The organism is Dactylosporangium sp. NPDC051541, from assembly GCF_044454505.1.
Classification (GTDB): domain Bacteria; phylum Actinomycetota; class Actinomycetes; order Mycobacteriales; family Micromonosporaceae; genus Dactylosporangium.
This window is the reverse complement of the sequence record NZ_JBITDU010000001.1, coordinates 1,774,612-1,797,013: the sequence shown is the minus strand read 5'-3', so window position 1 is coordinate 1,797,013 and position 22,402 is coordinate 1,774,612. Positions and strand designations below refer to the sequence as shown.

The 22,402-nt window shown below is 72.1% G+C and carries 20 protein-coding genes; 7 read left to right on the top strand and 13 right to left on the bottom strand.

Annotation, left to right across the window (positions count from 1 at the left end; translation table 11 throughout):
- Positions 1 to 362: 362 nt before the first annotated feature.
- Positions 363 to 1,670 carry a hypothetical protein gene (locus tag ACIA8L_RS08105; protein WP_395901638.1) on the bottom strand — a complete coding sequence of 436 codons (1,308 nt, stop codon included), beginning with the start codon at positions 1,668 to 1,670 and terminating at the stop codon, positions 363 to 365.
- Between the two features lie 443 nt (positions 1,671 to 2,113).
- Between ACIA8L_RS08105 and msrB the strand changes: the two genes are divergently transcribed.
- Positions 2,114 to 2,521, top strand: coding sequence for a peptide-methionine (R)-S-oxide reductase MsrB (gene msrB, locus ACIA8L_RS08100; protein ID WP_395901637.1), 408 nt, complete (start codon positions 2,114 to 2,116; stop codon positions 2,519 to 2,521).
- A 42-nt stretch (positions 2,522 to 2,563) separates the two neighbouring features.
- On the opposite strand, the gene ACIA8L_RS08095 is transcribed toward msrB, so the two are convergent.
- The 7 genes from ACIA8L_RS08095 to ACIA8L_RS08065 all read right to left on the bottom strand — a co-directional run bounded on the left by ACIA8L_RS08095 (position 2,564) and on the right by ACIA8L_RS08065 (position 10,420).
- Positions 2,564 to 2,992, bottom strand: coding sequence for a GNAT family N-acetyltransferase (locus ACIA8L_RS08095; protein WP_395901793.1), 429 nt, complete (start codon positions 2,990 to 2,992; stop codon positions 2,564 to 2,566).
- Positions 2,992 to 4,362 (bottom strand): FAD-dependent oxidoreductase, encoded by a 1,371-nt coding sequence (locus ACIA8L_RS08090; protein WP_395901636.1) that lies wholly within the window; start codon positions 4,360 to 4,362, stop codon positions 2,992 to 2,994. The genes ACIA8L_RS08095 and ACIA8L_RS08090 overlap by 1 nt, the downstream gene beginning before the upstream one ends.
- Positions 4,359 to 4,829, bottom strand: a complete 471-nt coding sequence (locus ACIA8L_RS08085; protein WP_395901635.1) for a GNAT family N-acetyltransferase — start codon at positions 4,827 to 4,829, stop codon at positions 4,359 to 4,361. Before ACIA8L_RS08085 ends, ACIA8L_RS08090 begins: the two co-directional genes overlap by 4 nt.
- Before the next feature lie 5 nt (positions 4,830 to 4,834).
- A complete protein-coding gene (locus ACIA8L_RS08080) occupies positions 4,835 to 6,328 on the bottom strand; it encodes a deoxyguanosinetriphosphate triphosphohydrolase family protein (RefSeq protein WP_395901634.1) in 1,494 nt (497 codons plus the stop codon).
- A 13-nt stretch (positions 6,329 to 6,341) separates the two neighbouring features.
- A complete protein-coding gene (locus ACIA8L_RS08075) occupies positions 6,342 to 7,097 on the bottom strand; it encodes a class I SAM-dependent methyltransferase (RefSeq protein ID WP_395901632.1) in 756 nt (251 codons plus the stop codon).
- Positions 7,098 to 7,201: 104 nt separating this feature from the next.
- Positions 7,202 to 9,586, bottom strand: coding sequence for a hypothetical protein (locus tag ACIA8L_RS08070; protein WP_395901630.1), 2,385 nt, complete (start codon positions 9,584 to 9,586; stop codon positions 7,202 to 7,204).
- An 87-nt stretch (positions 9,587 to 9,673) separates the two neighbouring features.
- Positions 9,674 to 10,420 (bottom strand): TetR/AcrR family transcriptional regulator, encoded by a 747-nt coding sequence (locus ACIA8L_RS08065; protein WP_395901628.1) that lies wholly within the window; start codon positions 10,418 to 10,420, stop codon positions 9,674 to 9,676.
- Between the two features lie 35 nt (positions 10,421 to 10,455).
- Between ACIA8L_RS08065 and ACIA8L_RS08060 the strand changes: the two genes are divergently transcribed.
- The 3 genes from ACIA8L_RS08060 (at position 10,456) to ACIA8L_RS08050 (ending at position 14,089) form a co-directional block, all read left to right on the top strand.
- Positions 10,456 to 11,427 (top strand): ATP-binding cassette domain-containing protein, encoded by a 972-nt coding sequence (locus ACIA8L_RS08060; protein WP_395901626.1) that lies wholly within the window; start codon positions 10,456 to 10,458, stop codon positions 11,425 to 11,427.
- The gene (locus ACIA8L_RS08055; RefSeq protein WP_395901624.1) at positions 11,420 to 12,181 is read left to right on the top strand and encodes an ABC transporter permease; all 762 of its coding nucleotides are present in this window, start codon (positions 11,420 to 11,422) and stop codon (positions 12,179 to 12,181) included. Before ACIA8L_RS08060 ends, ACIA8L_RS08055 begins: the two co-directional genes overlap by 8 nt.
- A 150-nt stretch (positions 12,182 to 12,331) precedes the next feature.
- Complete coding sequence (locus tag ACIA8L_RS08050; protein WP_395901622.1) at positions 12,332 to 14,089, top strand: GH25 family lysozyme; 1,758 nt, start codon at positions 12,332 to 12,334, stop codon at positions 14,087 to 14,089.
- Positions 14,090 to 14,096: 7 nt separating this feature from the next.
- Here the strand turns inward: ACIA8L_RS08050 and hemQ are convergent, their stop codons facing one another.
- Together hemQ and hemG are read right to left on the bottom strand one after the other, a co-directional pair.
- A complete protein-coding gene (gene hemQ / locus ACIA8L_RS08045; RefSeq protein WP_395901620.1) occupies positions 14,097 to 14,792 on the bottom strand; it encodes a hydrogen peroxide-dependent heme synthase in 696 nt (231 codons plus the stop codon).
- A 5-nt stretch (positions 14,793 to 14,797) separates the two neighbouring features.
- On the bottom strand, positions 14,798 to 16,111 hold the full coding sequence (gene hemG / locus ACIA8L_RS08040; RefSeq protein ID WP_395901618.1) for a protoporphyrinogen oxidase: 1,314 nt from the start codon (positions 16,109 to 16,111) through the stop codon (positions 14,798 to 14,800).
- A 22-nt stretch (positions 16,112 to 16,133) separates the two neighbouring features.
- On the opposite strand from hemG, the gene ACIA8L_RS08035 reads away from it, so the two are divergent.
- Together ACIA8L_RS08035 and ACIA8L_RS08030 are read left to right on the top strand one after the other, a co-directional pair.
- Positions 16,134 to 16,889, top strand: a complete 756-nt coding sequence (locus ACIA8L_RS08035; protein WP_395901616.1) for an SDR family NAD(P)-dependent oxidoreductase — start codon at positions 16,134 to 16,136, stop codon at positions 16,887 to 16,889.
- 137 nt (positions 16,890 to 17,026) lie between these two features.
- Entirely contained in the window at positions 17,027 to 18,631 is a 1,605-nt protein-coding gene (locus ACIA8L_RS08030; protein ID WP_395901614.1) for a HEAT repeat domain-containing protein, read from the top strand.
- Here ACIA8L_RS08030 and hemE read toward each other — a convergent pair whose 3' ends face one another.
- Positions 18,632 to 19,642: a uroporphyrinogen decarboxylase gene (hemE, locus tag ACIA8L_RS08025; protein WP_395901612.1), complete on the bottom strand. Its 1,011-nt coding sequence runs from the start codon at positions 19,640 to 19,642 to the stop codon at positions 18,632 to 18,634.
- Between the two features lie 69 nt (positions 19,643 to 19,711).
- Between hemE and ACIA8L_RS08020 the strand changes: the two genes are divergently transcribed.
- Positions 19,712 to 20,263 carry a DUF3000 domain-containing protein gene (locus ACIA8L_RS08020; protein WP_395901611.1) on the top strand — a complete coding sequence of 184 codons (552 nt, stop codon included), beginning with the start codon at positions 19,712 to 19,714 and terminating at the stop codon, positions 20,261 to 20,263.
- 43 nt (positions 20,264 to 20,306) lie between these two features.
- Here ACIA8L_RS08020 and ACIA8L_RS08015 read toward each other — a convergent pair whose 3' ends face one another.
- Together ACIA8L_RS08015 and ACIA8L_RS08010 are read right to left on the bottom strand one after the other, a co-directional pair.
- Complete coding sequence (locus ACIA8L_RS08015) at positions 20,307 to 21,176, bottom strand: hypothetical protein (RefSeq protein WP_395901609.1); 870 nt, start codon at positions 21,174 to 21,176, stop codon at positions 20,307 to 20,309.
- Positions 21,177 to 21,317: 141 nt separating this feature from the next.
- The gene (locus tag ACIA8L_RS08010; protein WP_395901607.1) at positions 21,318 to 22,376 is read right to left on the bottom strand and encodes a S1C family serine protease; all 1,059 of its coding nucleotides are present in this window, start codon (positions 22,374 to 22,376) and stop codon (positions 21,318 to 21,320) included.
- Between the last annotated feature and the right edge of the window lie 26 nt (positions 22,377 to 22,402).

The following is a 22,402-nucleotide window of genomic DNA, read 5'->3' as shown; positions in this document are numbered from 1 at the left end:
CCAGCGAACCACACACCCACCCGGCCGGAACACAACCCTTCTAACCAGCACAACCTCGAAAGATCAGCCGTTACACCACTTCCAGGGGCTTGACCGACTCGCAAGCCCGCCGACTCAGCGCGTACGCCGACTCAGCGCGTACGCCGACTCAGCGCGTACGCCGACTCAGCGCGCGCGCCGACTCCAGCGTGCGCGGTGACGCAGCGCGCGCGGCGACTCAGCGCGCGCGGCGAGAGGGCACCGGCCGCGGACGACGACCGAAGTGCTCAGCCAGCCCGTCCCCGTCGGCCGCGCGACGGCGGCCACGAGCTCAGGCCACCAGAGCGCCCCCGCGCCCTGACGCAATGGGGCGCGGCGATGACTCAGTGGGCACGGCGGGAGGGCGTGGGCCGCGGACGACGACCGAAGTCGTCGACCAGCCCGTCCTCGTCGACCGCACGACGGCGGCGGCGAGGCTCGGGGACGCGACGCTTGGCCCGCTCGTCGTCCCGCCGCTCACCACCGAGGCGGGTCAAGTACAGCACCCCCGCACCGCCGGCGATGAACGCGAAGCCGATGGTCGTCATCATGGAGGAGTTCAGCCCGGTGACCGGAAGCTCCCCGAACGCCGCGGCCGCACCGGCGCCCGTCGTACCGGCACCCGTCGTACCGGCGCCTGGAGTGCTGGTCGCCGCCCCACCGCCACCGGGTGTTCCCGCCACGGTTCCGGTCCCGCCACCGCCGGGGCTCACCCCGGTGCCGGACCCGCCACCGGGCGTCGACCCGCTGTTGCCCTGCCCCGCGCCACCCGGCCCACCGTTACCGCCCGTGGTCGGCCCGCCGTTGCCGGTCCCCTGCCCACCGCCGCCACCGGGCGTGGTCGAGCCGGTCCCGTTCCCCTGCCCGCCGCCACCACCGGGCGTCGTAGTCCCGCCCGGCCCGCCGGGAACACCGTTGCCCTGCCCTTGTCCACCGCCACCGGTGTTCGTGCCCCCGGGCCCGCCACCGTAGCCGTTGCTGTTCCCCTGCCCGCCGCCACCATGACCCCAGCCACCGCTGCCGTTGCCGTGACCACCGTTGTTGTGACCGGCGCCGTTGCCGCGGCCGCCATAGCCGTTGCTGCTCCCGTGCCCGCCGTTGCCGTGGTTGCCGTTGCTCCAGCCGCCGTTGTGGTCGCCGGTGCCGTTGCTCTGGCCGCCGTAACCGTTGCCGGTGGCGTTGGCCGCGCCATAACCGCCGTTCGCGTTGCCGTTGGCGTTGGCTCCGCGGTAGCCGCCGTTCGCGTTCGCGCCGCCGTAGCCGTTGTCGTCGCCTGCTGCGTTCGCCCCGCCGTAGCCGCCGTTCGCGTTCGCGTTCGCGCCGCCGTAGGCGTTGTTGTTGCCCGCTGCGTTCGTGCCGCCGTAGCCGCCGTTCGCGTTGGCATTGGCGTATGGGCTGGTGGTGTTCGCCTGGGCTGTGCCGTGCCAGGTGGTGTTGGTTGTGGTTGGGCTTTGTTGGTGGCCGTGGACGTGGGGGAAGTAGCTTGTCTCGGCGTCGTCCGTCAGCTGCAGGGCGCTCATTGGGGCGTCCGTCGCGCGTAGGTCCTGGGGGTGGTCGGGGACCTGGTCGGCGGCCTGGGCGGCGGTGGCCAATGAGGTCACGCTCGCGGCGCCGGCGGCGCTCAGCGCTACGGCCTTGTACAGCAGCCTCATCGTGGTCCCTACCCCCAAATTACGGCAAAAGTCCGAATCGTGGCTTTCGGGTGGGCCAACGATGCAGGATCGGCGAACGATTCGGGCCTTTCGCCAGAAAGGGTTGAATTGCCCGAAATCCGTTAAAACGCCGGCCGGCGGGTAACGCGTGGAGCCGGGAACCCCTACGCGTGCGGCCGGGAGGACTGCGCGAGAGATGGGGCCTGCGTGGGGCACGAAGGCTGCGCGCGCGAGGGTGGAAACGCTACGCGCGGACGCGAGAAGGCTGCGCGAGAGTGGAAGGCCGCGCGTGAGGGCGGGAAGGTCGCGCGGGGGTGGAAAGGCTACGCGCGGGGGCGGGAGGTTGGCGCGGAGCGGGAGGCTGGACGGGCCGGGGGGAAGGCGCGCGTGTGGGGGTGGGAAGCGTAATGGTCTGGTAAGCCGTTGCGGCCTACCGTTGGGGTATGACTGAGCCACTCGACACCCTGCCCACCACCGACGCCGAGTGGAAGGCCCGGCTGAGCCCGGACGAGTTCCGGGTGCTGCGGCTCGCCGGGACCGAGGCGCCGTGGAGCGGGGAGTACGTCAACACCAAGACTGAGGGTACGTATCACTGTCGCGCCTGTGGGGTCCAGCTGTTCGAGTCTGACACCAAGTTTGACTCCCACTGTGGCTGGCCCAGCTTTGACGACGCCATCCCCGGCACCGTCAAGGAGATCGACGACCACAGCCACGGCATGGTGCGCACCGAGATCCGCTGTGCGAACTGTGACTCGCACCTCGGCCACGTCTTCCGCGGCGAGCGTATGACGGCCAAGAACACCCGCCACTGCGTGAACTCGCTGTCGATCAAGCTGGAGCCGAAGGCGTAGAGCCCGAAGGCGTAGAGCCCGAAGGCGTAAAGCCCGAAAGCCCTAAGGCCGACGGGCCATAGGAACGTGCTCGATGCCCTCGTCGTCGTATGCGGGGCCGGTGACGACGAAGCCGAAACGGGCGTACAGGCCGGTCGCGACGGTCTGGGCGTCCAGCACCACCGGGCGCTCGGGCCCGATCCGCTCGAGCGCCGCGGCCATCAGCCGGCCGGCCAGGCCCTGGCCGCGGGAGGGGGCCGCGGTGACGACCCGGCCGATGCGGGCCGAGCCGTCGGGCTCGGACAGGACGCGCAGGTAGGCCGCGACCGAGCCGTCCGGGGCGTCGACCCACACGTGCAGCGTCGAAGGCTCCATGTCGCGCCCGTCCAGCTCCGGGTACAGGCTGCGCTGCTCGACGATGAACACTTCGCAACGCAGCCGCAGGAACCGGTACAGGTCGGTGGCCGACAGCGAGGCGAACGTGGAGATCATCACGAGTTCGAACCTAGCGCCTCGGCGGCCTTGCGGGCGGCGATGAGGACCGGGTCCCAGACCGGCGCGAACGGCGGGGCGTAGGACAGGTCCAGCGACGTCATCTCCTCGACCGTCATGCCGTGCCACAGCGCCACGGCCAGGGCGTCGATGCGTTTGGCCGCGCCCTCCTCGCCGACGATCTGGGCGCCCAGCAGCCGGCCCGTGATCCGCTCGGCGATGATCTTCGTCTTGATCTTGCGGGCGCCCGGGTAGTAGCCGGCTCGGGTGGTCGACTCGGTGGTCACGCTGTAGGCCGAGAACCCGGCCGCGGCCGCTTCGGCGGTGGACAGGCCGGTGCGCGCGACCTCCGTGCCGCAGAGTTTCGACACGGCAGTACCCACGACGCCTGGAAATGTGGCGTAGCCACCCCCGATGTTGATCCCCACCGCGCGGCCCTGTTTGTTCGCGTGGGTCCCCAGCGCGATCGCGACGGGCCGCTGGGAGACGAGGTGGAACGTCTCGACGCAGTCGCCGGCCGCCCATACGCCCTCGGCCGAGGTGCGCATGCGCCGATCGGTCTGAATCCCGCCGGTGGTGCCGACGCCGATGCCCGCGGCCCGGGCCAGGTCGCTGCTTGGCCGGCTGCCGAGGCCGAGGATGACGAGGTCGGCCGGGATCTCCCCGCCGGTGGTGTGCACGGCCGTGACCCGGCCGGCCTTGCTGGCGAAGCCTTCGAGCCGCTCCCCCAGCCGCAGCGTGACCCCTTCGGCCCGCAGCGCGTCGGCGATGAGGCCGCCCATGTCGGGGTCGAGGGTCCGCATCGGCTGTTCGGAAGCGTCCACCAGCGTCACGTCCAGGCCGCGGCGGAGCATCGCCTCGGCCATCTCCAGGCCGATGTACCCGCCCCCGACGACGACCGCCCGCTCGGGCCGGTGCCGGTCGAGGTACCCGAGCAGCCGGATCCCGTCCTCGAGGTTCTGCACGCCGTGGATGCCGACGGACAGCGAGCCGGGCACCTCGGGCCGGGTGGGCACGCCCCCGGTCGCGATGACCAGCTGGTCGAAGCCGAGCGACGACTCCCCCGCGGCCGAGCGCACCGTCACCGCCCGCCGGTCCAGGTCGATCGCCACGACCTCGGTCGACAGCCGTACGTCGATGTCCAGCTTCAGGAACTCCGCCGGGTGCCGGGCCACCAGCGCATCCGGCTCGGCGACGTCCCCCGCCACCAGGTAGGGAATGCCGCAGGCCGAGTAGGACACGTGCTGCCCGCGCTCGAAGGCGACGATCTCCAGGTCCGAGGCCGGCCGCCGCTTGCGGGCCTGTGACGCCGCGCTCATCCCGGCCGCGTCGCCCCCGATGACCACCAGGCGCTCCTTCGGTGCGTTCAACGCCGCAGATCCTTCGCCATCGTGGTCGACTTGATCTGGAAGCCGATGGAGGAGTACAGCGCCTGCGCCCCCACGTTGTGCCCGAAGACGTTGAGGCCGAGCTCGAACACCCCGCGGGCGCGCAGCTCGTCCTCGGCCGCCAGCATCAGGGCCCGCCCGAACCCGCGCCGCCGATACTCGGGGTCGACCTGTATGTCGTACACCCACGCCTGGGGCCGCTTCTCCCCCGGCAGCGCGAGCCAGATCCACCCGACCACGGCCCCGGTGTCGTCGACGCCGCTGAACAGCAGGTGCCCGGCGGTGGCCACACCATTCGGCAGGAGCTGGCGAAACAGGGCCGCGACGTTGGCGCGCACGGTCTCGGGCCGGTCGCGCCCGGCCCGCACCTCGTCGTCGGCGTACTCCTCGTGCAGCGCGGGCAGCCGGGCGTCGAGCTCGTCTTGGGTCATAGCGCGCAGAACCAGCATGGCTCTCACAATACGAAGGCGTCCGTCCACAGTTGACGGGATCGCCCCGACAGCGCCTCGAGCAGGCCCGAGGCCTGCCCGTCGGTGAGCGCGGCGACGAAGTCGACGATGGCGCGGCCGCGGGCGATGGCCGGGACGTCCATCCGCTCCAGGCCGTAGTCGGCCGGGGACAGTTCGACGGTCTCGGCCTCGGCCAGCTCCACCAGGTCGTGCAGCCGCCGCGGCAGCCGCGCCTCCTCGCCCGGGTCGGTGAGCCAGGCGTGCAGGGCCTCGACCAGGCTGGCCAGCAGCCGGGCCTGGCCGCGCTGGTGCAGGGCCAGGTCGGGGCGTTCGAGGACGAACCGGTGGTGGATGAACTTGAGGACCTGGACCTCGTGCCACTGCGCGGAGGCGAGCAGGACGTGGCCGGAGCGGACCGGCGGGTCGGGGCGCACGTACACCGCGTCGATGAGGCGGCGGGTCCAGCGGGCCGAGAACCGGGCGACGGCCTGCTCGGCGTCGATGGAGCCGTCGAACGGTGCGGCCAGGAGGCCGTCGGCGAGCTCGGTGCGGACGTGGGCGACGGCGGCCGCGAACGCGTCGTCGTCGTAGATCCAGCCGTCCTTGCCGAGCAGAGTCCGGCGGAGCAGCTCGACCGAGCGGCCGGGGCGGCGGCCGGTGGCCCGCAGCTGGGTGTCGCCGAGGCCGCGCAGGGCGTCGGCGTCGCGGAGCCAGGCGACCAGCTCGGCCGCGACCGCGCCCTGCTGCAGGACGCCGACGCGGTGGAAGTCCTCGAGGTCGTGGATGGCGTAGGCGATGTCGTCGGCGGTGTCCATGACGGACGCCTCGGCGGTCTGCTGCCAGTCGGCGAGGCGGCCGGCGAACGGGGCGCGGGCCTGGCGGACGTCGGCGAGCTCGGTGACGTAGGCGCCGAACTTGCCCGACCCGACGGCCGGGTCGCCGCCGGCCCCGCGCGGGGTGGGGTGCATGTGCATCGGGTGCGGGTCGGGGTACGTCCGCCGCGTCCACGGATACTTCAGCAGCGCCGCCCGCACGGCCGCGGTCAGGTCGAGCCCGATGGTGGCGCCGCGGACCTGGGTGCTGGTGACGATCCGGTAGGACTGGGCGTTGCCCTCGAACCCGTCCGGCAGCCCGAGCCGCTCCCGGGCGAGGCGGTCCAGGACGTGCTCGCCGAGGTGCCCGAACGGCGGGTGCCCGAGGTCGTGGGCGAGCGCGGCCGCCTCCACGACGTCGGCGTCGCACCCCCCGAGCTTCTCCAGGACCGGATCATCGCCGAGCTGCTCGACGATCCCGCGGGCGACGGACGCGACCTTCAGGCTGTGGGTCAGCCGGTTGTGGACCAGGAGCCCGGACCCGCCCGGGCTGATCACCTGGGTGACGCCGGCCAGCCGCGCGAAGAACGGCGAGGCGACGATCCGGTCCCGGTCGGCCCGGAACGGACTGCCGGCGATGTCACCGGGAGAGCCGCCGAAGAGTCGTTGTGCGCGCGGGTCGGTCATGGGGTCAGTTCTATCAAGCCCGCTTCTGTACCTCGATCACGAACCCGGAAGCCGCCTGTGCGGCCATCGGGTGGTGGATCAGCAGCAGGTCGAGCAGCTTCAACGGGGACAGAACCCACGTCAGCGGCAGAATCGCCCGGTAGAGGCGCCGGCTGCCGAACGACAGCAGCATCGCCAGCCACTCCTGCAGCACCCACAGCATCCCCGACGTCGGCCCGGCCCCGACCTTGACGGAGAGCACCTCGAAGGCGCCGAACTGTTCGCGCAGCCCGACCTCGGTGTACCGCTGGAAGTCGTACGGCGACGCGTGGAACGGCTGCATGAACGGCACGAACACGAGCATCCGCCCGCCGGGGCGCAGGACGCGGTGCATCTCGGCGATGTGCGCGGCCGGGTCGGGGACGTGTTCGAGGACGGCGATGCTGACCCCGCCGGCCAGGCTGCCGTCGGCGAGGGGCAGGCGGCGCAGGTCGGTGACGATGTCGACGTTGCCGTAGGAGCCGCCGTCGATGCACAGCACCCGCTCGTCGCGCCGGTGCGTGCCGCAGCCGAGGTCGGCGACGAGCTCCCGGTCGAGGTCGAAGCTGCGCAGGAACGGGGTGACGAGCCCGGGCCGGTCCTGTACCGGGGAGAGCACCTTGATCGCGGCCGGGTAGAGCCGGTGGAACCGGGTCTTGACCAGCTCCTTGACCCGGTTGAGGGCGTCGGCCTTGAGCTCGGACTCCCCGAACCCCCCGAAGTCCAGCGTCGCCCCGTGGCGTACACCCATAGGGCCGCACACCAAACAGGACAAATCACCATCAAGCCCCGCATGGCAGCGCGGGCAGGCCAGCGCCCCGGCCAGACGATCCTGCCGAACATCGACCAGTGTGCTCATGAAACCCCCATCTGATAGATGGCGATGCGCCCGGCCCGGAACCGGAAGTGCGCATAGTCCTGAATCCACGTCGACGGCAGCAGCAGATACCCCTCATCGACCATCAGCCAGCGAACGTGGTACTGATCGCGCAGCTTGCCGACGGTCAACGCGGTCGGGTGGTAGAACGCGGCGTCGTTGTCCGCGAGCTTCCGCTGATCCCAGTACGGCGCGAAGATCGCGTTGACGCCCGCTTTGGCCGCCTCCTCATGGGCCCGGTTGGTGAAGCCCCAGCCCTCGACGAGGAAGCGCCGCTCGCTGTAGGCGGAGAACCAGAAGTGCCGGTTGTCGCAGCCGGTCAGCGCGTAGGGGTCGCCGACGCAGTGGGCGTTGGTGGCCACGAGGTCGTCCGGGTCCGAATGGTCGCGCAGCCAGCGGCCGGCCTCCTGCGTGCCGGGGGTGACGAACGTGGCGATCTGCACGACGCCGCGCCACCCGCCGAGGTAGGACGCGCGGGTCATGAGGTAGACGTGCTGCAGCGCCGTGATCATGCAGGCGCCGGCGAGCATGGCGCAGACCAGGACCCGCCAGGCCGGGAAGCGGCGGCGGTACACCCAGGAGCCGATCGCCCCCAGCAGCCCGTACGCGAGCAGGTAGGGCCAGATCAACGCCCACGTCGTGAGCGCGAGGCTGCCGGTGTTCTGCAGCTTCGGCGTGTGCATCGAGCCGATCTTGTGCACCACGAGCAGCACCGCGGCTCCGGCGCCGATCAGGCTGTACACCTGCAGCAGTAATCGCCGGGCCGGCAACTCCCGCGGCGTCAGCAGCACGAGGCCGACGACGGACGCCAGGGACAGGTAGGGCCGCGCGGAGACCATGAACCAGCCCTCGGCCCCGGCCTCGTGCCCGAACACCATGAGCGCGCCGACGCCGGACAGGCCGATGCCGAACATCGCGATCACCGGGTCGGCGGCGATGCCGAGGTCGCGGCGCATCCGCCGGGCGTGCTGGATGGTCGGGGCGAGCCGGCCGAGGCCGAGCAGCCCGGGCCAGATGCAGGCCCAGCACAGGACCGTGAGGAGCGTGACGACGAGCAGCCGCCACAGCGGGTGCGGGTATTCGGGGGCGGCGAACTTCAGCGTGTAGGGCGCGCCGGAGATCTGCGCGAAGTGCAGCGGATCGATGGCCATGCCCTGTGACGCCCCGCCGAACAGCACGAACTGGGCGAAGAGCAGCCCCAGGAAGGTGACCCCGGCGGCGTAGAGCGCGCCCGGGTGCACGCGCCGGCGGGTGACCAGCCGGACGGCGACGACGAGCAGCAGCCCCGCGAGGAGCATCGGCAGGAACGTCGCCTTGGCCCCGGTCACGGCCGCGATCAGCACGGTGACCAGGGCCCAGCGGGCCTTGGTGTGCCCGGCCAGGGCCTCGACGATGGCGAGGGCGAGGCCGGCGAAGAGCAGCGCCCCGAACGTCTGCGTCGGGCTGGTCCACAGCTGGGCCCGCAGCGACGAGCCGTCCTCGAACGCGTTGGTGCCGAACGCCGAGAACCAGCCCTCCAGGGGCCAGTGGTACGGCAGCGGGGTGAGCACGAAGAACGTGATCACGGCGGCCGCGGCACCGGCCCACCAGACCCCGGTGAGCCGCCGCCCGACGACCCCGAGCAGCGCCACCAGGCCGAACAGCATCGGCAGCGGCGCCAGCCGGACCAGCAGCACGTGCGGCTCGATGCCGGTGACCCAGGACGTGGCGGCCATCTCGGCGTAGACGAACCAGTGGTACAGCACCGGCTGGTCCGGCAGCCACGGCGACAGCAGCGGCATGTGGTGCTTGGCGTCGCCGATCAGCGCGAGGTGGAACGGCGAGTCCGCGTCGGGGCTGAGCATCCCCGGTTCGCGCAGGTCGTGCGTGCGGAAGAAGCGCACGCAGCTCCAGTAGAAGACGACCGCGGCCGTCCCCGACAGGATCAGCGACCACCACAGGGGTGTGCGGTCCCGGGGGTCAGAGCTGAACCGCCAGAACCGATGCAGCGGGGGTACTGCGATGAAGGCGCCGATGACCACCGCCGGCCAGACGAGCACCAGGTACGGCAGCCCGATCGCGCGGGCCGGGATGTAGGCGAGCACCTCCCCGGCGTAGCCGAGCGCGAGCCCGGCCCCGAGGTCCTCGACGATCCAGCCCGAGCGCCGGCGCACCGCGCGCCAGATCAGGGTGCCCGGGGTGACGATGGCGCCCAGGACGTACCCCAGGAAGATCGCGGTCGTCCAGACCGGCACCCCGTAGAACTGCAGGCCGGCGGCGACCAGCACGGTCAGCACGGCCGGCGGGGCCCAGGCGGGGACGCGCCCGCGGGCCGGGGATGCGGCTCGGGTCACCGGGGTTCGCCGCTCGACCGTCGCTGTCACCGCGCTCCGCTCTCCCCAGGTTTCTGACCGCAACGTATGCAACGCGCGACCGGGGGGTGAGGCAGCGGGTGAAAACCACCCGAAAGGCTATTTTCGGGAGGCCATCAGCGCCTCGAGGCCGTCGAGGAACCGCTCGACGCCGAACTCGAAGTCGTCGTCGGGGCGGGTGTTGGAGGTCTCCAGGACCCGGGACTGGATGAGCTCGCCGATGGCCGGGAACCGGGCCGGGTCCGCGAGCAGGTGCAGCAGCCGCCCGTATTCGGCCATCGCCTGGTCGGTGGTGCCGCCGGCGGCCTGGGCGGCGGCGTCGATGTCGGCGGTCAGCAGAGCCCAGTTCCGGGCCATGCCGCTGACCATCATGATCGTGGAGAGCCGCTCGTCGTGGCGGAGGCTGGTGTCGCGCATGACGGCCAGGCCGTGGTTCATCCACCCGATCTGGTTGGGCGTGATCGGCGGGGAGTTGATCGGCACCCGGACCACCCAGGACTGGCGGCGCAGCAGGGCCAGGTAGTCGTCGGCGAACCCGCGCAGCCCGGCCCGCCAGCCCAGGCCCGGGTCGGCCTCCGGCGCCGGGCCGAGCGCGGCGTCGACCATCAGGTCGAGCAGCTCGGTCTTGGCCGACACGTACCGGTACAGCGACATCGTGGCCGCGCCGAGCTCCTTGGCGACGCGGGCCATCGACACCGCCCCGAGGCCCTCGGTCGCGGCCACCTTCACCCCGGCGGCGACGATCCGGTCCAGGGTGAGGCCGGGCTTCGGCCCCTTGCCGGGCCGTTCACGCAGGCCCCAGGCGGCGGCCAGGACTTTCGGTATGCCGTTTTCCAGCTCGCTCATTGACTCCACATCTTACTTCTGCGTATAACGTACGCATGCCACGTACGACATACGCAGAAGAGCGTACTCCATACGCGATTGAAGCCTCGGGGCTGACGAAGTCCTACGGGAAGGTCGAGGTCCTCACCGGCGTGGATCTGCGGGTGCCCGCCGGCACCGTGTTCTGCCTGCTCGGCCCCAACGGCGCCGGCAAGACCACGACGGTGCGCATCCTCACCACCCTGGCCCGCCCCGACGGCGGCACGGCCCGGGTCGCCGGGCACGACCTCGTCCGCGACCGCGCGCGGGTGCGCCGCGCGATCAGCCTCACCGGGCAGTACGCCGCCGTCGACGAGCTGCAGACCGGCGCCGAGAACCTGCGGATGACGGGCCGGCTCGCGGGCCTGTCCCGCCGCGCCGCCCGCCGCCGCGCCGACGAGCTCCTGGAGCGCTTCGACCTGACCGCCGCCGCCAACCGGCGGGCCGGGCAGTACTCCGGCGGCATGCGGCGCCGCCTCGACCTCGCCGCCGGCCTGACCGGCTCGGCCGCCGTGATCTTCCTGGACGAGCCGACCACCGGCCTGGACCTCACCAGCCGCCAGGCCATGTGGGAGGTCGTCGACGAGCTCGTCGCGGCCGGCCGCACGGTGTTCCTGACGACGCAGTACCTGGAGGAGGCCGACCGGCTCGCGGCCCGCATCGCCGTCGTCGACCACGGCCGGGTCGTCGCCGAGGGCAGCCCGGCCGAGCTCAAGGACCGCTTCGGCGACCAGCGCCTGGACCTGGACCTGGCCGACCGGGCCGTGTTCGCGGCGGCCGCGGCCCGGCTCGGGGCCCGGGTCGTCCAGCGCGACGAGGCCACGCTGACCCTGGGCGTGACCACCGACGGCAGCGCCGCCCACGTCCGCTCGGTCCTCGACGAGATCGACCCGGCGGGCTCGGGGGTCCGCCGGTTCTCGCTGCACAGCGCCACCCTCGACGACGTCTTCCTGTCCCTCACCTCCCGCAAGGAGCTCGCCGGTGTCTAGCTCGGCCGCAACCCAGTGGACCGTCCTGAGCGGCCGCGCGCTGCGCCTGGGCCGGCGCAACGTCGAGGCCCTGATCATGTCGATCGCCCTGCCGGTCATGCTGATGATCGTCTTCGTGTACCTGTTCGGCGGCGCGATCCAGACCGGCACCGAGTACGTCACCTACGTCGTCCCGGGCGTGATGCTCCTGTGCGTGTCGTTCGGCTCGGCGATGACCGCGGTCTCGGTCGCCAACGATCTCAAGGAAGGCATCGTCGACCGCCTGCGCACCCTGGACGTCGGCGGGGCCGCGGTCATCTCCGGCCACGTCGTCGCCAGCCTCGCCCGCAACGTCGTCTCCAGCGCCCTGGTCCTGGCGGTCGCGTTCGCCCTGGGCTTCCGCCCGCACGCCGGCACCGCCCAGTGGCTGGCCGCCCTGGGCATCCTGGTCCTGACGATCGCCGCCGTATCCTGGCTGTCGGCCTGCATGGGCCTGCTCGCCGGCACCCCGGAAGCGGCCAGCGGCTACACGTTCAGCATCACGTTCCTGCCCTACGCGAGCAGCGCCTTCGTCCCGATCGACACCATGCCGTCGTGGCTGCGCGGCTTCGCCGGCAACCAGCCCGTCACCCCGATCACGGAGAGCCTGCGCGGCCTCCTCCTGAACCAGCCCGTCGGCCATGCCCCGTGGAAGGCCGTCGCCTGGTGCGTGGGCCTCATGCTGCTCTCGATGACCGCGGCCGCGCTGCTGTTCCGCGGCAAGACCCGAACCTGACCCGCGAAAAGTCGGGCGCGCCGCGCCGCGCTGCGCTCGACTTTTCGGACTTATACCCCGACGCCGTATTGATGCGAAATGCCTGTTCGCCAAGCGTCGGACATTTCGGAAACGCCACGTAAGACCGATTCATCCGTATAGCGTGCCCGAATGCGAAGCGTGCTGACGATCGTGATGCTCGCCGGGCTGCTGAACCCGGTCGCGGCCCCCGACGACAACGGCCGCGCGCAGGCCGGAGCACATGAGCACACCGAAGCCTCGGCCGCCGTGCCGGGGGCGCAGTACACGGTCAAGGGCATCGACGTCTCCAGCCACGACCACAGCACGTTCCGCACGATCGACTGGGCCGGTCAGGCCGCGCAGAGTGTGCAGTTCGCCTACATCAAGGCGACGGAAACGAACAACTACATCAACCCGTACTTCGCCCGGGACATCGCCGACGCGAAGCGGGCCGGGCTCCTCGCGGGCGCGTACACGTGGGCCCGGCCCGATCACGGCGACCCGGTCGGCGACGCCGACATCTTCATCGACAACGCGGCCTGGGTGAACGACTCGAAGACCCTGGTCCCGTTCGTCGACCTCGAGTGGCCCTATTTCAACACGGTCGGCGCCTGCTACGACCTGGACCAGACGGCGATGCGGGCCTGGATTCAGGCGTTCCTCGACCAGATCCAGGTCCGGATCGGGCGCAAGGCCATGATCTACACGGCCGCGAACTGGTGGAACCAGTGCGTCGGCAACACCACCCAGTTCGCGTCCTACCCCCTGGACGTGGCCAGCTGGAGCGGCACGACGCCGAAGCTGCCGTACGGCTGGTCGAGGTGGACGCTGTGGCAGTACACCGGCGGCGACAACACGCAGCTCGGCAACTATGACAAGGACGTCTTCAACGGCTCCCTGGACCAGCTGCGGCGGCTGGCCGGCATCGACCCGCCGGAGCCGCTGATCGCCGGGCCGACCGCGGTCCCGCACGCCGCGACCGCGCAGATGCAGGTCTACACCGACGCCGGTCACGGGCTGTCGCAGCGGTACTGGAGCCCCGGCTACGGCTGGTCGAGCTGGAGCAACTTCGGCGGCGGCATCGCCGGCACCCCGCACGTGCTGCAGAACCCGGTCGCGAAGACCGTCGAGGTGTACGCCCGCACCCGCGACGGCCACCTGGCGCAGAAGTACTGGCAGGGCGGCCGCTGGTCAGACTGGACGGACCTCGGCGGCGACCTCGCCGGCGACCCCGTCGTCTTCTACAGCCCCCGCTACGGCTCGACCGAGATCTACGCCCGCGGCGCCGACGGCCACCTCATGCAGCGCTTCTACTCGGGTGGCTGGTCGGGCTGGAACGACCTCGGCGGGGACCTCGCGGGCGACCCGGCCGAGATCCTCTACAACCCGGTGTACAAGACGACCGAGATCTACGCCCGGTCCGCGTCGGGCCGCCTCGTCCAGCAGTACTTCGCGTCCGGCTGGTCGGGCTGGAACGACCTCGGCGGCGACCTGCGCGGCGACCCGGCGGTGTTCCGCAGCCCCCTGTACGGCACGACGGAGATCTACGCCCGCTCGTCGTCGGGGCGCCTGATCCAGAAGTACTACTCGGGTGCGCAGTGGTCGTCGTGGAACAACCTCGGCGGCTCGCTGTCCGGGGACCCGGCGATCTTCTACAACCCGCAGTACCGCTCGACCGAGATCTACGCGAACGACGGCGGGACGTTGCGGTACACCCTCGTGATGCCCGGTGGTGGCTGGACGCCCTGGGCCGGTATCGGCGGTGCCCTGGACACCGACCCAGTGGTCGTGCTGAACCCGTGGACGGGCAACACCGAGATCTACGCCGTGTCGGGCGGCAACCTGGTCACCCAGCTGTGGCTGAAGGGCCTCGGCGTGTGGTCGGGCTGGTCGAACATCATGCGGTAGACGGGTGCTACGGCAGGTTGGCGACCAGGTCGGCGATGTCGCGGCGGCGGCCCGTGTAGAACGGGACCTCCTCGCGGACGTGCCGACGGGCCCGCGACGCGCGCAGCTCGCGCATCAGGTCGACGATCCGGTGCAGCTCGTCGGCCTCGAACGCGAGGATCCACTCGTAGTCGCCGAGGGCGAAGCTGGCCACCGTGTTGGCCCGCACGTCCGGGAAGCCGCGGGCCTGCCGCCCGTGCTCGGCCAGCATCGCGCGGCGCTCCTCGTCGGGCAGCAGGTACCACTCGTAGGAGCGCACGAACGGGTAGACGCACACCCAGTCCTTGGCGTGCTCGTCGCCCAGGAACGCCGGGATGTGGCTCTTGTTGAACTCCGCCGGCCGGTGCAGCGCCATCTGCGACCACACCGGGGCCAGCCGCTGCCCGACGCTCGTGCGGCGGAAGCCGGCGTACGCCTCCTGCAGCGCCTCCGCGCTCGGCGCGTGCCACCAGATCAGCAGGTCGGCGTCGGCCCGCAGCCCGGCCACGTCGTAGGTGCCGCGCACGGTCACGTCCTTGGCCGCGAGGTCGGCGAAGAACGCCGAGACCTGGGTGGCGTCGCGGCTGTCGGCTCCGTAGGGCGTCGCCAGCCGGAACACCGACCACATGGTGTAGCGGATGGTGTCGTTGATCTCCTTGATGCGGGCGGCGTTGGTACTCGTCATGGCGCTCATTCTCCCAATCTGGCGAGGACCGCTTCGGCGGCCGTCCGCCCGGATGTGATGCAGGCGGGGATCCCGACACCGTCGTAGGCCGCGCCCGCGACCGCGATCGGCGGCGACGCCTCCAGGCCGGCCCGTAGCGCCCGGACGCGGGCCTGGTGGCCGGGCGCGTACTGCGGGAGGGCGCCGCCCCAGCGGTACACCCCCCGGTCCAGCTCCTCGGGCAGCGCGTCGACGCCGATGAGCCGGGCGACCTCGGTGCGGACGACGTCGACGAGGGCCGCATCGGTGCGCCGCAGCTGCGCCTCGTCCCCGTGCCGGCCGATCGAGGCCCGCAGGACGGTTGTACCGGGGTGGCGCAGGTGGGCCCATTTGCGGTCGAAGAACGTCACCGCCTTGATCGTCAGGCCCTCGGTCGCCGGGACGAGGAACCCGGACAGCTCCGGCAGCTTGGTGCTGGGCAGCGCCAGGGCCACGAGGGCGATGCTCGCGTACTCGAGGTCGATCTCCCGCCGCAGGAGCCGGGCCGCGGGGGCGGCCGGGACGGCCAGGATGACGGCGTCGGCGTCGATCGTCCGCGGGTCCTTCGTGGGGCCGACGACCAGGCGCCAGCCGTTCGCGGTCGGGTGGAGCTCGCGGACCGTCGTGCCGGCGCGGACGTCGGGCAGGGTGGCGGCGATGGCGTCCACGAACCGGTTCATGCCGCCGTCGATGGCGCCGAAGATCGGCGCTCCGGGCACCCGATCCGGGTTGTGGGTGGCCTCGGCCAGGGCTTCGGTGAGGGTGGTGTGGTGCTCGGCCGCCCGGGCCAGGGCCGGCAGCGCCATGCGGACCGAGAGGCGGTCGGCGCGGCCCGCGTAGACGCCGCCGAGGAGTGGCTCGACGTAGTGGTCCACGACATCGTCCCCGCGTCGTGGCCGTACCAATGCGCCAACGCTCGTGTCTTGATGTTCTCGCAACAGCGGCCCGGGCGCCGCGGCTTCCGGTCCGTGCAGCGGAATGCCCATCAGGGTGCCGGCCGGGAGCTCCTGGAGCGTCCCGTTGATGGCCACGGCCGCCTTCGCGCCGGTCGGATGCACCACGGCCGCGCCGAGCCCGACCTCGCGGGCCAGGTTGACCGCCGCGCTCGGCCCGTGCACCAGGAACGACTCGGCCCCGCGCTCGACGGTGTGCCCGGCCAGGACCCCGGTCGACAGCTTGCCGCCGGGCCGCTCCCGCTGATCCAGCAGGAGGACGTCCACGTCCGGCCGCAGGGTGTGCACCCGATGCGCCGCGGCCAGCCCGGCGATCCCTCCACCGACGACCACGACGCGCTCGCTCATACCTGGAGTCTATTGTCGCGGGATGGGCGACGAGCGGGTGGCAGTGATCACGGGTGCGGCTCACGGCATCGGCCGCCGGACCGCCGAGGTCCTGGCCGAGGAGGGCTACGTCGTGGCCGCCATCGACCTGACGGCCGTCGACACCGTCGCGTTCCCGTTCGTGGGCGACGTCTCCGACGAGCGGGACGTGACCCGCTTCGCGGCCGCGGTCGAGGCCCGCTACGGCCGCGTCGACGTGCTGGTCAACAACGCCGGCATCGCGTCGATCGCCCCGGCCGAGGCGACGACCGCCACCCAGTGGCGCCGGGTCCTCGACGTCAACCTCACGGGCCCGTTCCTGCTGTGCCAGGCCTTCGGCCGCGGGATGCTGGCCGGCCGGGCCGGCTCGATCGTCAACATCGCCTCGGTGGCCGGTCTGCTGGGCGTGGCCGACCGGGTCGCGTACAACGCCAGCAAGCACGGCCTGATCGGGCTGACCCGCACCCTGGCCGCCGAATGGGGCGGCCGCGGCGTCCGGGTGAACGCGGTCTGCCCGGGCTGGGTCAAGACCGAGATGGACGTGGAGTCCCAGTCGAGCGGCGCCTACGTGGACGGCGACATCACCGACCAGGTCCCGATGGCCAGGTTTGCCCAGCCCGACGACATCGCACGAGCCGTGGCATTTCTGGCGGACCCCACCAAAAGCGGCTTCATCAATGGTACTGCCCTGTCGGTGGACGGCGGCTGGGCCGCGGACGGTTCGTGGCAGTCGCTGCGCCTCGAGACCCGCCACCGCTGATCACGCTCCGAGGCGAGCTCCCCGCGCCCGCGCCCGGCCGATATGTCATCGAGTAGGGTGATCGTCCACCCCACCTTGTCCATCTGAGGGGCGAACCCCTCTGGAAGATCCGCCGTAAGGCGCGCACACTCTCGTGGATGAGCGACCTCGCGTCCTCCCGCCCCGCGCCCGACGAGCCACCGGACCCCCGTCCCGGCGGCCCTACCGACGTGTCCGGCCTGTTCCCGAGCAGCAAGGAACTCTTCGTTCCGGCCGCCCGGGGACCGTCCGACGACCCGCTGGGCGCCGAGTCCGACCTGGACGAGCTGGCGCTGAGCCCGTTGGCCGAGGTGATCGCCGACCTGGCCGACCTGCGCGCTCCCGACCCGGCCCCCACCCCGGACGCGTTGGATCGGTCTGACCGTTTTGCCGGCTTCGATCACGAGAGCCGGCCGGCGGCGAACGAGGTGGGTCCGCTCCGCAACGACATCCCGCATTTCGCCGGCTCGACGGGCGGCTCGGGGGGTTACGCCAACCCGAACACCGACATATCGGGATTTGTCCCGAACTACGGCGATTTGTCGGGCGGCAACTACACCATCCCCGACGCCCGCTCGGCCCCCGACTCCGACCCCCAACCGGCCTCCGCTCCCGCCCAGGACCACAGGCAGTCGACGAACGCGCAGGTCCCCGCCGAGTCCTGGCCCACACCGGAGCCCCGCACCCCGCCGAACGACCGCCAGCCCCCACCACCGTGGCCGGCCGCGAACGGCTGGACCCCGGCCGACCACTGGTCCCCCGAGGGCACCTGGACCGCCGCCGACGACGAGGCCGCCCTGGGCGGCTCCCCGAACTGCGACGACCCGGACCTGCTGTTCCCGCCCCCGCCGGCCGCACCGCAGCCCGACCAGCCGCACCCCGACGACGCCGAGCCGACCGCCCGCAGCATCGCCGCCCTGCTCAACTCCCCGCTGACGTCGGCCGCCGAGCTGGCCGACGCGGTCGCCTGGTGCTACGACGACGCCGCCCTGCCGCTGCTGCTGCCCCTGGCCCGCCACACCGACGCCGCCGTCCGCCGGGCCGTCGCCCAGGCCCTCCCCAGCGTCCTGGGCGAGACTGCACCGGACGACACCGTCCACGCCTTGATCCGCCTGAGCGCCGACCCCGACGACGACGTGCGCGACTGGGCCTGCTTCGCCCTCGGCACCCAACTGTCCGAAGTGGACACGAAGTCGATCCGCGACACCCTGGCCGCGAGGCTCGAGGACCCGCACGACGACACCCGGTGCGAGGCCCTGCTGGGCCTGGCCCGGCGGCGCGACACCCGCGTCCTGCCCGTCCTGCACGAACGTCTGGCCCGCGACAACGTCTACTCGCTGGAGATCGACGCCGCCGGCGCCCTCGGCCACGCCTCGCTGCACACGCTGGTCCGCGGCCACCTCTCCGGCTGGGACGACGACGTGGTCCCGCGGGTCTGCGCCGCGCTGCGCCTGACCGACCCCGACGGCGTGGGCGACGACCTGATCGACGGCCTGGCCGACTGGTTCCGCGCGGGCGCACCGCACGCGACGGACGAGGACCGATACTGGTGGTCGGTGACCCTCCAGCTCCTGGAGCACGCCGAGTATCGGGCCCCCGAGATCGCCGAACTGGTCCACTACCGCCTGCAGTCGGCCGAGCCCGCCACGTCCCTGATGCTGGCCTCCCGCCTGTCCCAGCTGGCCGGCGACCACGGCTGGCCCCGCTGGCGCCCGACCGGCTGATCAGGAACTCTGGACCACTTCGACCAGGCGGGTGAGGACGTCGGGGTCGGTCTCCGGCAGCACGCCGTGGCCGAGGTTGAAGATGTGGCCGGGTGCCTTCTTGCCCTCGGCCACCACGCGGCGGGTCTCGGCGGCCACCACCGGCCACGGGGCGGTCAGCACGCACGGGTCCAGGTTGCCCTGCAGCACCTTGCCCGGCACCCGCGAAGCGGCCACGTCGAGCGGCGTGCGCCAGTCGACGCCGACCACGTCCGCGCCGGCCTCCGCCATGGCCGGCAGGAGCTCGCCGGTGCCGACGCCGAAGTGGATGCGGGGGACGGTCAGGCCGTCGAGGACGGCCCGGGAGTGCGGCAGGACGTAGCGGCGGTAGTCGGCCTCGGACAGGGAGCCGGCCCAGGAGTCGAAGAGCTGCACGGCGTCGACGCCGGCGGCGATCTGGACCTCGAGGAAGACGCGGGTGATCGAGGCGAGCCGCGCGCACAGGGCGTGCCACACGTCGGGGGCGCCGTACATCAGGGCCTTCGTCTTCGCGTGGTGCCGGGACGGTCCGCCCTCGACGAGGTAGCTGGCCAGGGTGAACGGCGCGCCCGCGAAGCCGATCAGGGCCGTCTCCCCCAGCTCGGCCAGCAGCAGGCGGATGGCCTCGGCCACGAACGCGACGTCGCCCGGCTCCAGGGGCCGGATGGCGGCCACGTCGTCGGCGGTGCGCACCGGCGACGCGACCACCGGGCCGGTGCCCGCGACGATGTCCAGGTCGATACCGGCGGCCCGCAGCGGTACCACGATGTCGCTGAACAGGATCGCGGCGTCCACCTTGTGCCGGCGTACCGGCTGCAGGGTGATCTCGCACACCAGGTCGGGGCGGCGGCAGGACTCCAGCATGCCGACGTCGGCCCGCAGCGCTCGATACTCGGGCAGGGAGCGGCCCGCCTGACGCATGAACCAGACGGGTGGACGGGGCACGGCCTCGCCGCGGGCGGCGCGCAGAAGAAGCTTCATGGTGCCGCCCATCGTTTCACTGTGTGTACGCGGGCGGCGCGGCGGCACCCCCTGCGCGCGTTTCGGTCTTAGTCTTCCGTTATGGCGCCATCGACCGCGACTCCGCCCACGTTCACCCGGGCGGTGGAGGAGCTGCGCGCCGTGACCACCCGGCCGGAGATTACGCTGGAGGAGGTCCCGGCGCCGCAGCGGCTGGCCCCTTACGCGCACGCGATCAGCGGCACGGTCCTGCGCCACGGCGACGAGGTGGCGACCGGGCGGCTCATCCTGCTGCACGACCCGGCCGGCCATGACGCCTGGGACGGCACGATGCGCCTGGTGACCTACGTGACGGCGGAGCTCGAGGCGGACATGGCCACGGATCCGCTGCTGCCCGGGGTCGGCTGGAGCTGGCTGGTGGATGCCCTGGAGGGCTACAGCGCCGCTTACACCGCGATCGGCGGGACGGTCACGCAGACGATGTCGACCCGGTTCGGTGACCTGGCGGGCCCGCCGGCCGCCGCCGACCTGGAGATCCGGGCCTCGTGGACGCCGACGACGGAGGACATGCAGGCCCACGTGCACGCCTGGTGCGGGCTGCTGGCCTCCACGGCCGGCCTGCCGCCGCCGGGTGTGACCGCCCTGCACGCATAGAGAAGCGCCCCCGTCGAGGAGGGCGCTTCTCTCATGACACCGATCAGATTCCGAGCAGGACCTCAGCCTCGTTGCAGGGCTTGTCCATCTCATTGATCTTGTTCTGGGTGGTCGTCTTGTCGCCGGCCGCCGACGCGTCGAGCGCATCGAACAGCAGCTTCAGGCAGGTGCCGATGACGTCGCGCTGGCGCTTCGCCTCGGTGCTGTCGGCCTGGGTGCCGCGCAGGTCCTGCTGGGCCTTGGTCAGCTCGTCGGCCTTGGCCGTGAGGTCCTTGCGGGTCTGGTCGAGGTCCTTGTTCGACTGGTCCAGGGAGGCCTGGCGCTGCGCCGACTGCTGGTTGGCCTTGTCGAGCTGGCCCGACTTCTGGACGTACAGGCCGACGAACACGCCCGCGGCGATGACCGCCAGGGCCAGGAGGCCGGCCAGGAGCGGGACGGCGAGGCCGCGCTTCTTCGGCGGCTCGGCCGGCGGGTAGGCCAGCGGCTGGCCGGGGAAGCCGGTGGTCGGCGGGCCGGAGACCGGGCCGTAGCCGATCGGCGGGCCGGACATCGGGGGGCCCGACATCGGGGGCGCGGACATCGGCGGGGCCGGCTGCTGCATCGCGGTGGTCGGCGGGGCCGAGACCGACGGGTCGAGGCTGTAGGAGGCCTCGTTGCCGTACGCGGGCAGCTGGGAGGTGCCCTGGTCGTGGACGGGCTGCGGCTGCGGCGGCACGGGCTGGCCGTACTGCGGCGGCGCGTACTGCTGGGGCTGGGGCTGCTCACCGTAGGGCGACACGGGCGCCGCGGCCGGGTAGCCGGGCGGGCCGGAGGCCGGGGCCTGCCCGGGCGGCGGCGGGTAGGCGCCGCTCGGGGCGTTGGGGTCGGGGTAGCCGTAGCCGTCGTTCGGGTTGCCCTGCGGGGGGTATGTCATGGTCGTAACCTCCTGATCGTCCCCCCGGTCAGCGCGCCGGTGGGAGTCGTACAGACCGGCGACGCGGCCGGGAAGCGCCGCCGGGTTGGTGCGGTCCCGGCGGGTTGTCGCCGGGGAAGCTGCATCGGAGTACAGCGGGTCTCAGCAGACGGACGGGACGGTGTCGCAGACCACGGAGATCGGGATGGCCAGACCGATGCCCTCGGCCTGCTGGGCCTTCAGCGTCGCGACGCCCACCACCTCCTTCTTGGCGTTGAACACGGGGCCGCCGGAGTTACCGGGGTTGATGGCCGCGTCGAACTGCATGAGCTGCTCGCCCTGAAGGGTGCGGAACGCGCTCACGACGCCGGTGGTGACGGTGTCCTCCAGGCCCATCGGGGAGCCGATGACGAGGACGGGCTCACCGACCTTCGGGGCGGCGGACGCGGCGGCGAGCTTGGAGAACTCTTCCTCCGTGTGGAGAACCGCAAGATCCTTGTCCGGGTGTACCTCAATGATCTTGCCCGGGAACCGCTGGTCGGTCCGCTCCAGGCTGACGTCCTTCTCGCCCTTCTCGTAGGCGTCCGCGACCACGTGGTAGTTGGTGATCAGGTTCGTGCCACCGCCGGAGGGCGCCTTGCCGATGGCGAAGCCGGTGCCGATCGCATACTTCGTGGTGACGCGGAATACGCTCGGCCGGACCGTCGCGGCGACCTCGGCCGCGTCCAGGCTCCCGCCGGTCTTCTGCTCGAGCTTGTCGGCCCGGTCCTCGAGGGACTTGAGCCGCGGCGCGTCGGCGGTCGTGGCCGCCTTGGCGGCGGCGTCGGCCTTGTCGACCTTCTTCTCCAGGTCGACGATGAACGCCGCCTGGATGCCGACCACGATCAGCAGCAGGACCGCCAGGACCAGGGAGATCGCGGCCAACGGGCTGCGGCGGGGGGCGGCGCTGACCGGGGGGACGCTGTGCGGGGGCGGCCCGGAGACCGGCCCGGCGGGCGCGGAGACCGGCCAGGAGCTCGTCGGCTGCGGCGGCAGCGGGCTCGCACTGGTCGGCTGGGCCGGCAGGGGTCCGGTGGCCGGGAACGAGCCGGTCTGGGTGATCCGGGGAGGAAGTGGACCGAGTCGCTCGGAATCGTCGCCGGGAGCCGCGTGGCGGGGCCGGTCGTCGTATTCCGAGCTGCCGGAAGCCACCGGGTTGGAGGGGTCATACCCGGCCGTCATGACTTCTCGTTCCTTCCTGTCACGGT

Bases quoted from the DNA above. Each gene is read 5' to 3' on its own strand.
- ACIA8L_RS08105 (WP_395901638.1), bottom strand. From the start codon at position 1,670: ATGAGGCTGCTGTACAAGGCCGTAGCGCTGAGCGCCGCCGGCGCCGCG.
- msrB (WP_395901637.1), top strand. From the start codon at position 2,114: ATGACTGAGCCACTCGACACCCTGCCCACCACCGACGCCGAGTGGAAG.
- ACIA8L_RS08095 (WP_395901793.1), bottom strand. From the start codon at position 2,992: ATGATCTCCACGTTCGCCTCGCTGTCGGCCACCGACCTGTACCGGTTC.
- ACIA8L_RS08085 (WP_395901635.1), bottom strand. From the start codon at position 4,829: ATGCTGGTTCTGCGCGCTATGACCCAAGACGAGCTCGACGCCCGGCTG.
- ACIA8L_RS08080 (WP_395901634.1), bottom strand. From the start codon at position 6,328: ATGACCGACCCGCGCGCACAACGACTCTTCGGCGGCTCTCCCGGTGAC.
- ACIA8L_RS08075 (WP_395901632.1), bottom strand. From the start codon at position 7,097: ATGGGTGTACGCCACGGGGCGACGCTGGACTTCGGGGGGTTCGGGGAG.
- ACIA8L_RS08065 (WP_395901628.1), bottom strand. From the start codon at position 10,420: ATGAGCGAGCTGGAAAACGGCATACCGAAAGTCCTGGCCGCCGCCTGG.
- ACIA8L_RS08060 (WP_395901626.1), top strand. From the start codon at position 10,456: ATGCCACGTACGACATACGCAGAAGAGCGTACTCCATACGCGATTGAA.
- ACIA8L_RS08050 (WP_395901622.1), top strand. From the start codon at position 12,332: ATGCGAAGCGTGCTGACGATCGTGATGCTCGCCGGGCTGCTGAACCCG.
- hemQ (WP_395901620.1), bottom strand. From the start codon at position 14,792: ATGACGAGTACCAACGCCGCCCGCATCAAGGAGATCAACGACACCATC.
- hemG (WP_395901618.1), bottom strand. From the start codon at position 16,111: ATGAGCGAGCGCGTCGTGGTCGTCGGTGGAGGGATCGCCGGGCTGGCC.
- ACIA8L_RS08035 (WP_395901616.1), top strand. From the start codon at position 16,134: ATGGGCGACGAGCGGGTGGCAGTGATCACGGGTGCGGCTCACGGCATC.
- ACIA8L_RS08030 (WP_395901614.1), top strand. From the start codon at position 17,027: ATGAGCGACCTCGCGTCCTCCCGCCCCGCGCCCGACGAGCCACCGGAC.
- hemE (WP_395901612.1), bottom strand. From the start codon at position 19,642: ATGGGCGGCACCATGAAGCTTCTTCTGCGCGCCGCCCGCGGCGAGGCC.
- ACIA8L_RS08020 (WP_395901611.1), top strand. From the start codon at position 19,712: ATGGCGCCATCGACCGCGACTCCGCCCACGTTCACCCGGGCGGTGGAG.
- ACIA8L_RS08015 (WP_395901609.1), bottom strand. From the start codon at position 21,176: ATGACATACCCCCCGCAGGGCAACCCGAACGACGGCTACGGCTACCCC.
- ACIA8L_RS08010 (WP_395901607.1), bottom strand. From the start codon at position 22,376: ATGACGGCCGGGTATGACCCCTCCAACCCGGTGGCTTCCGGCAGCTCG.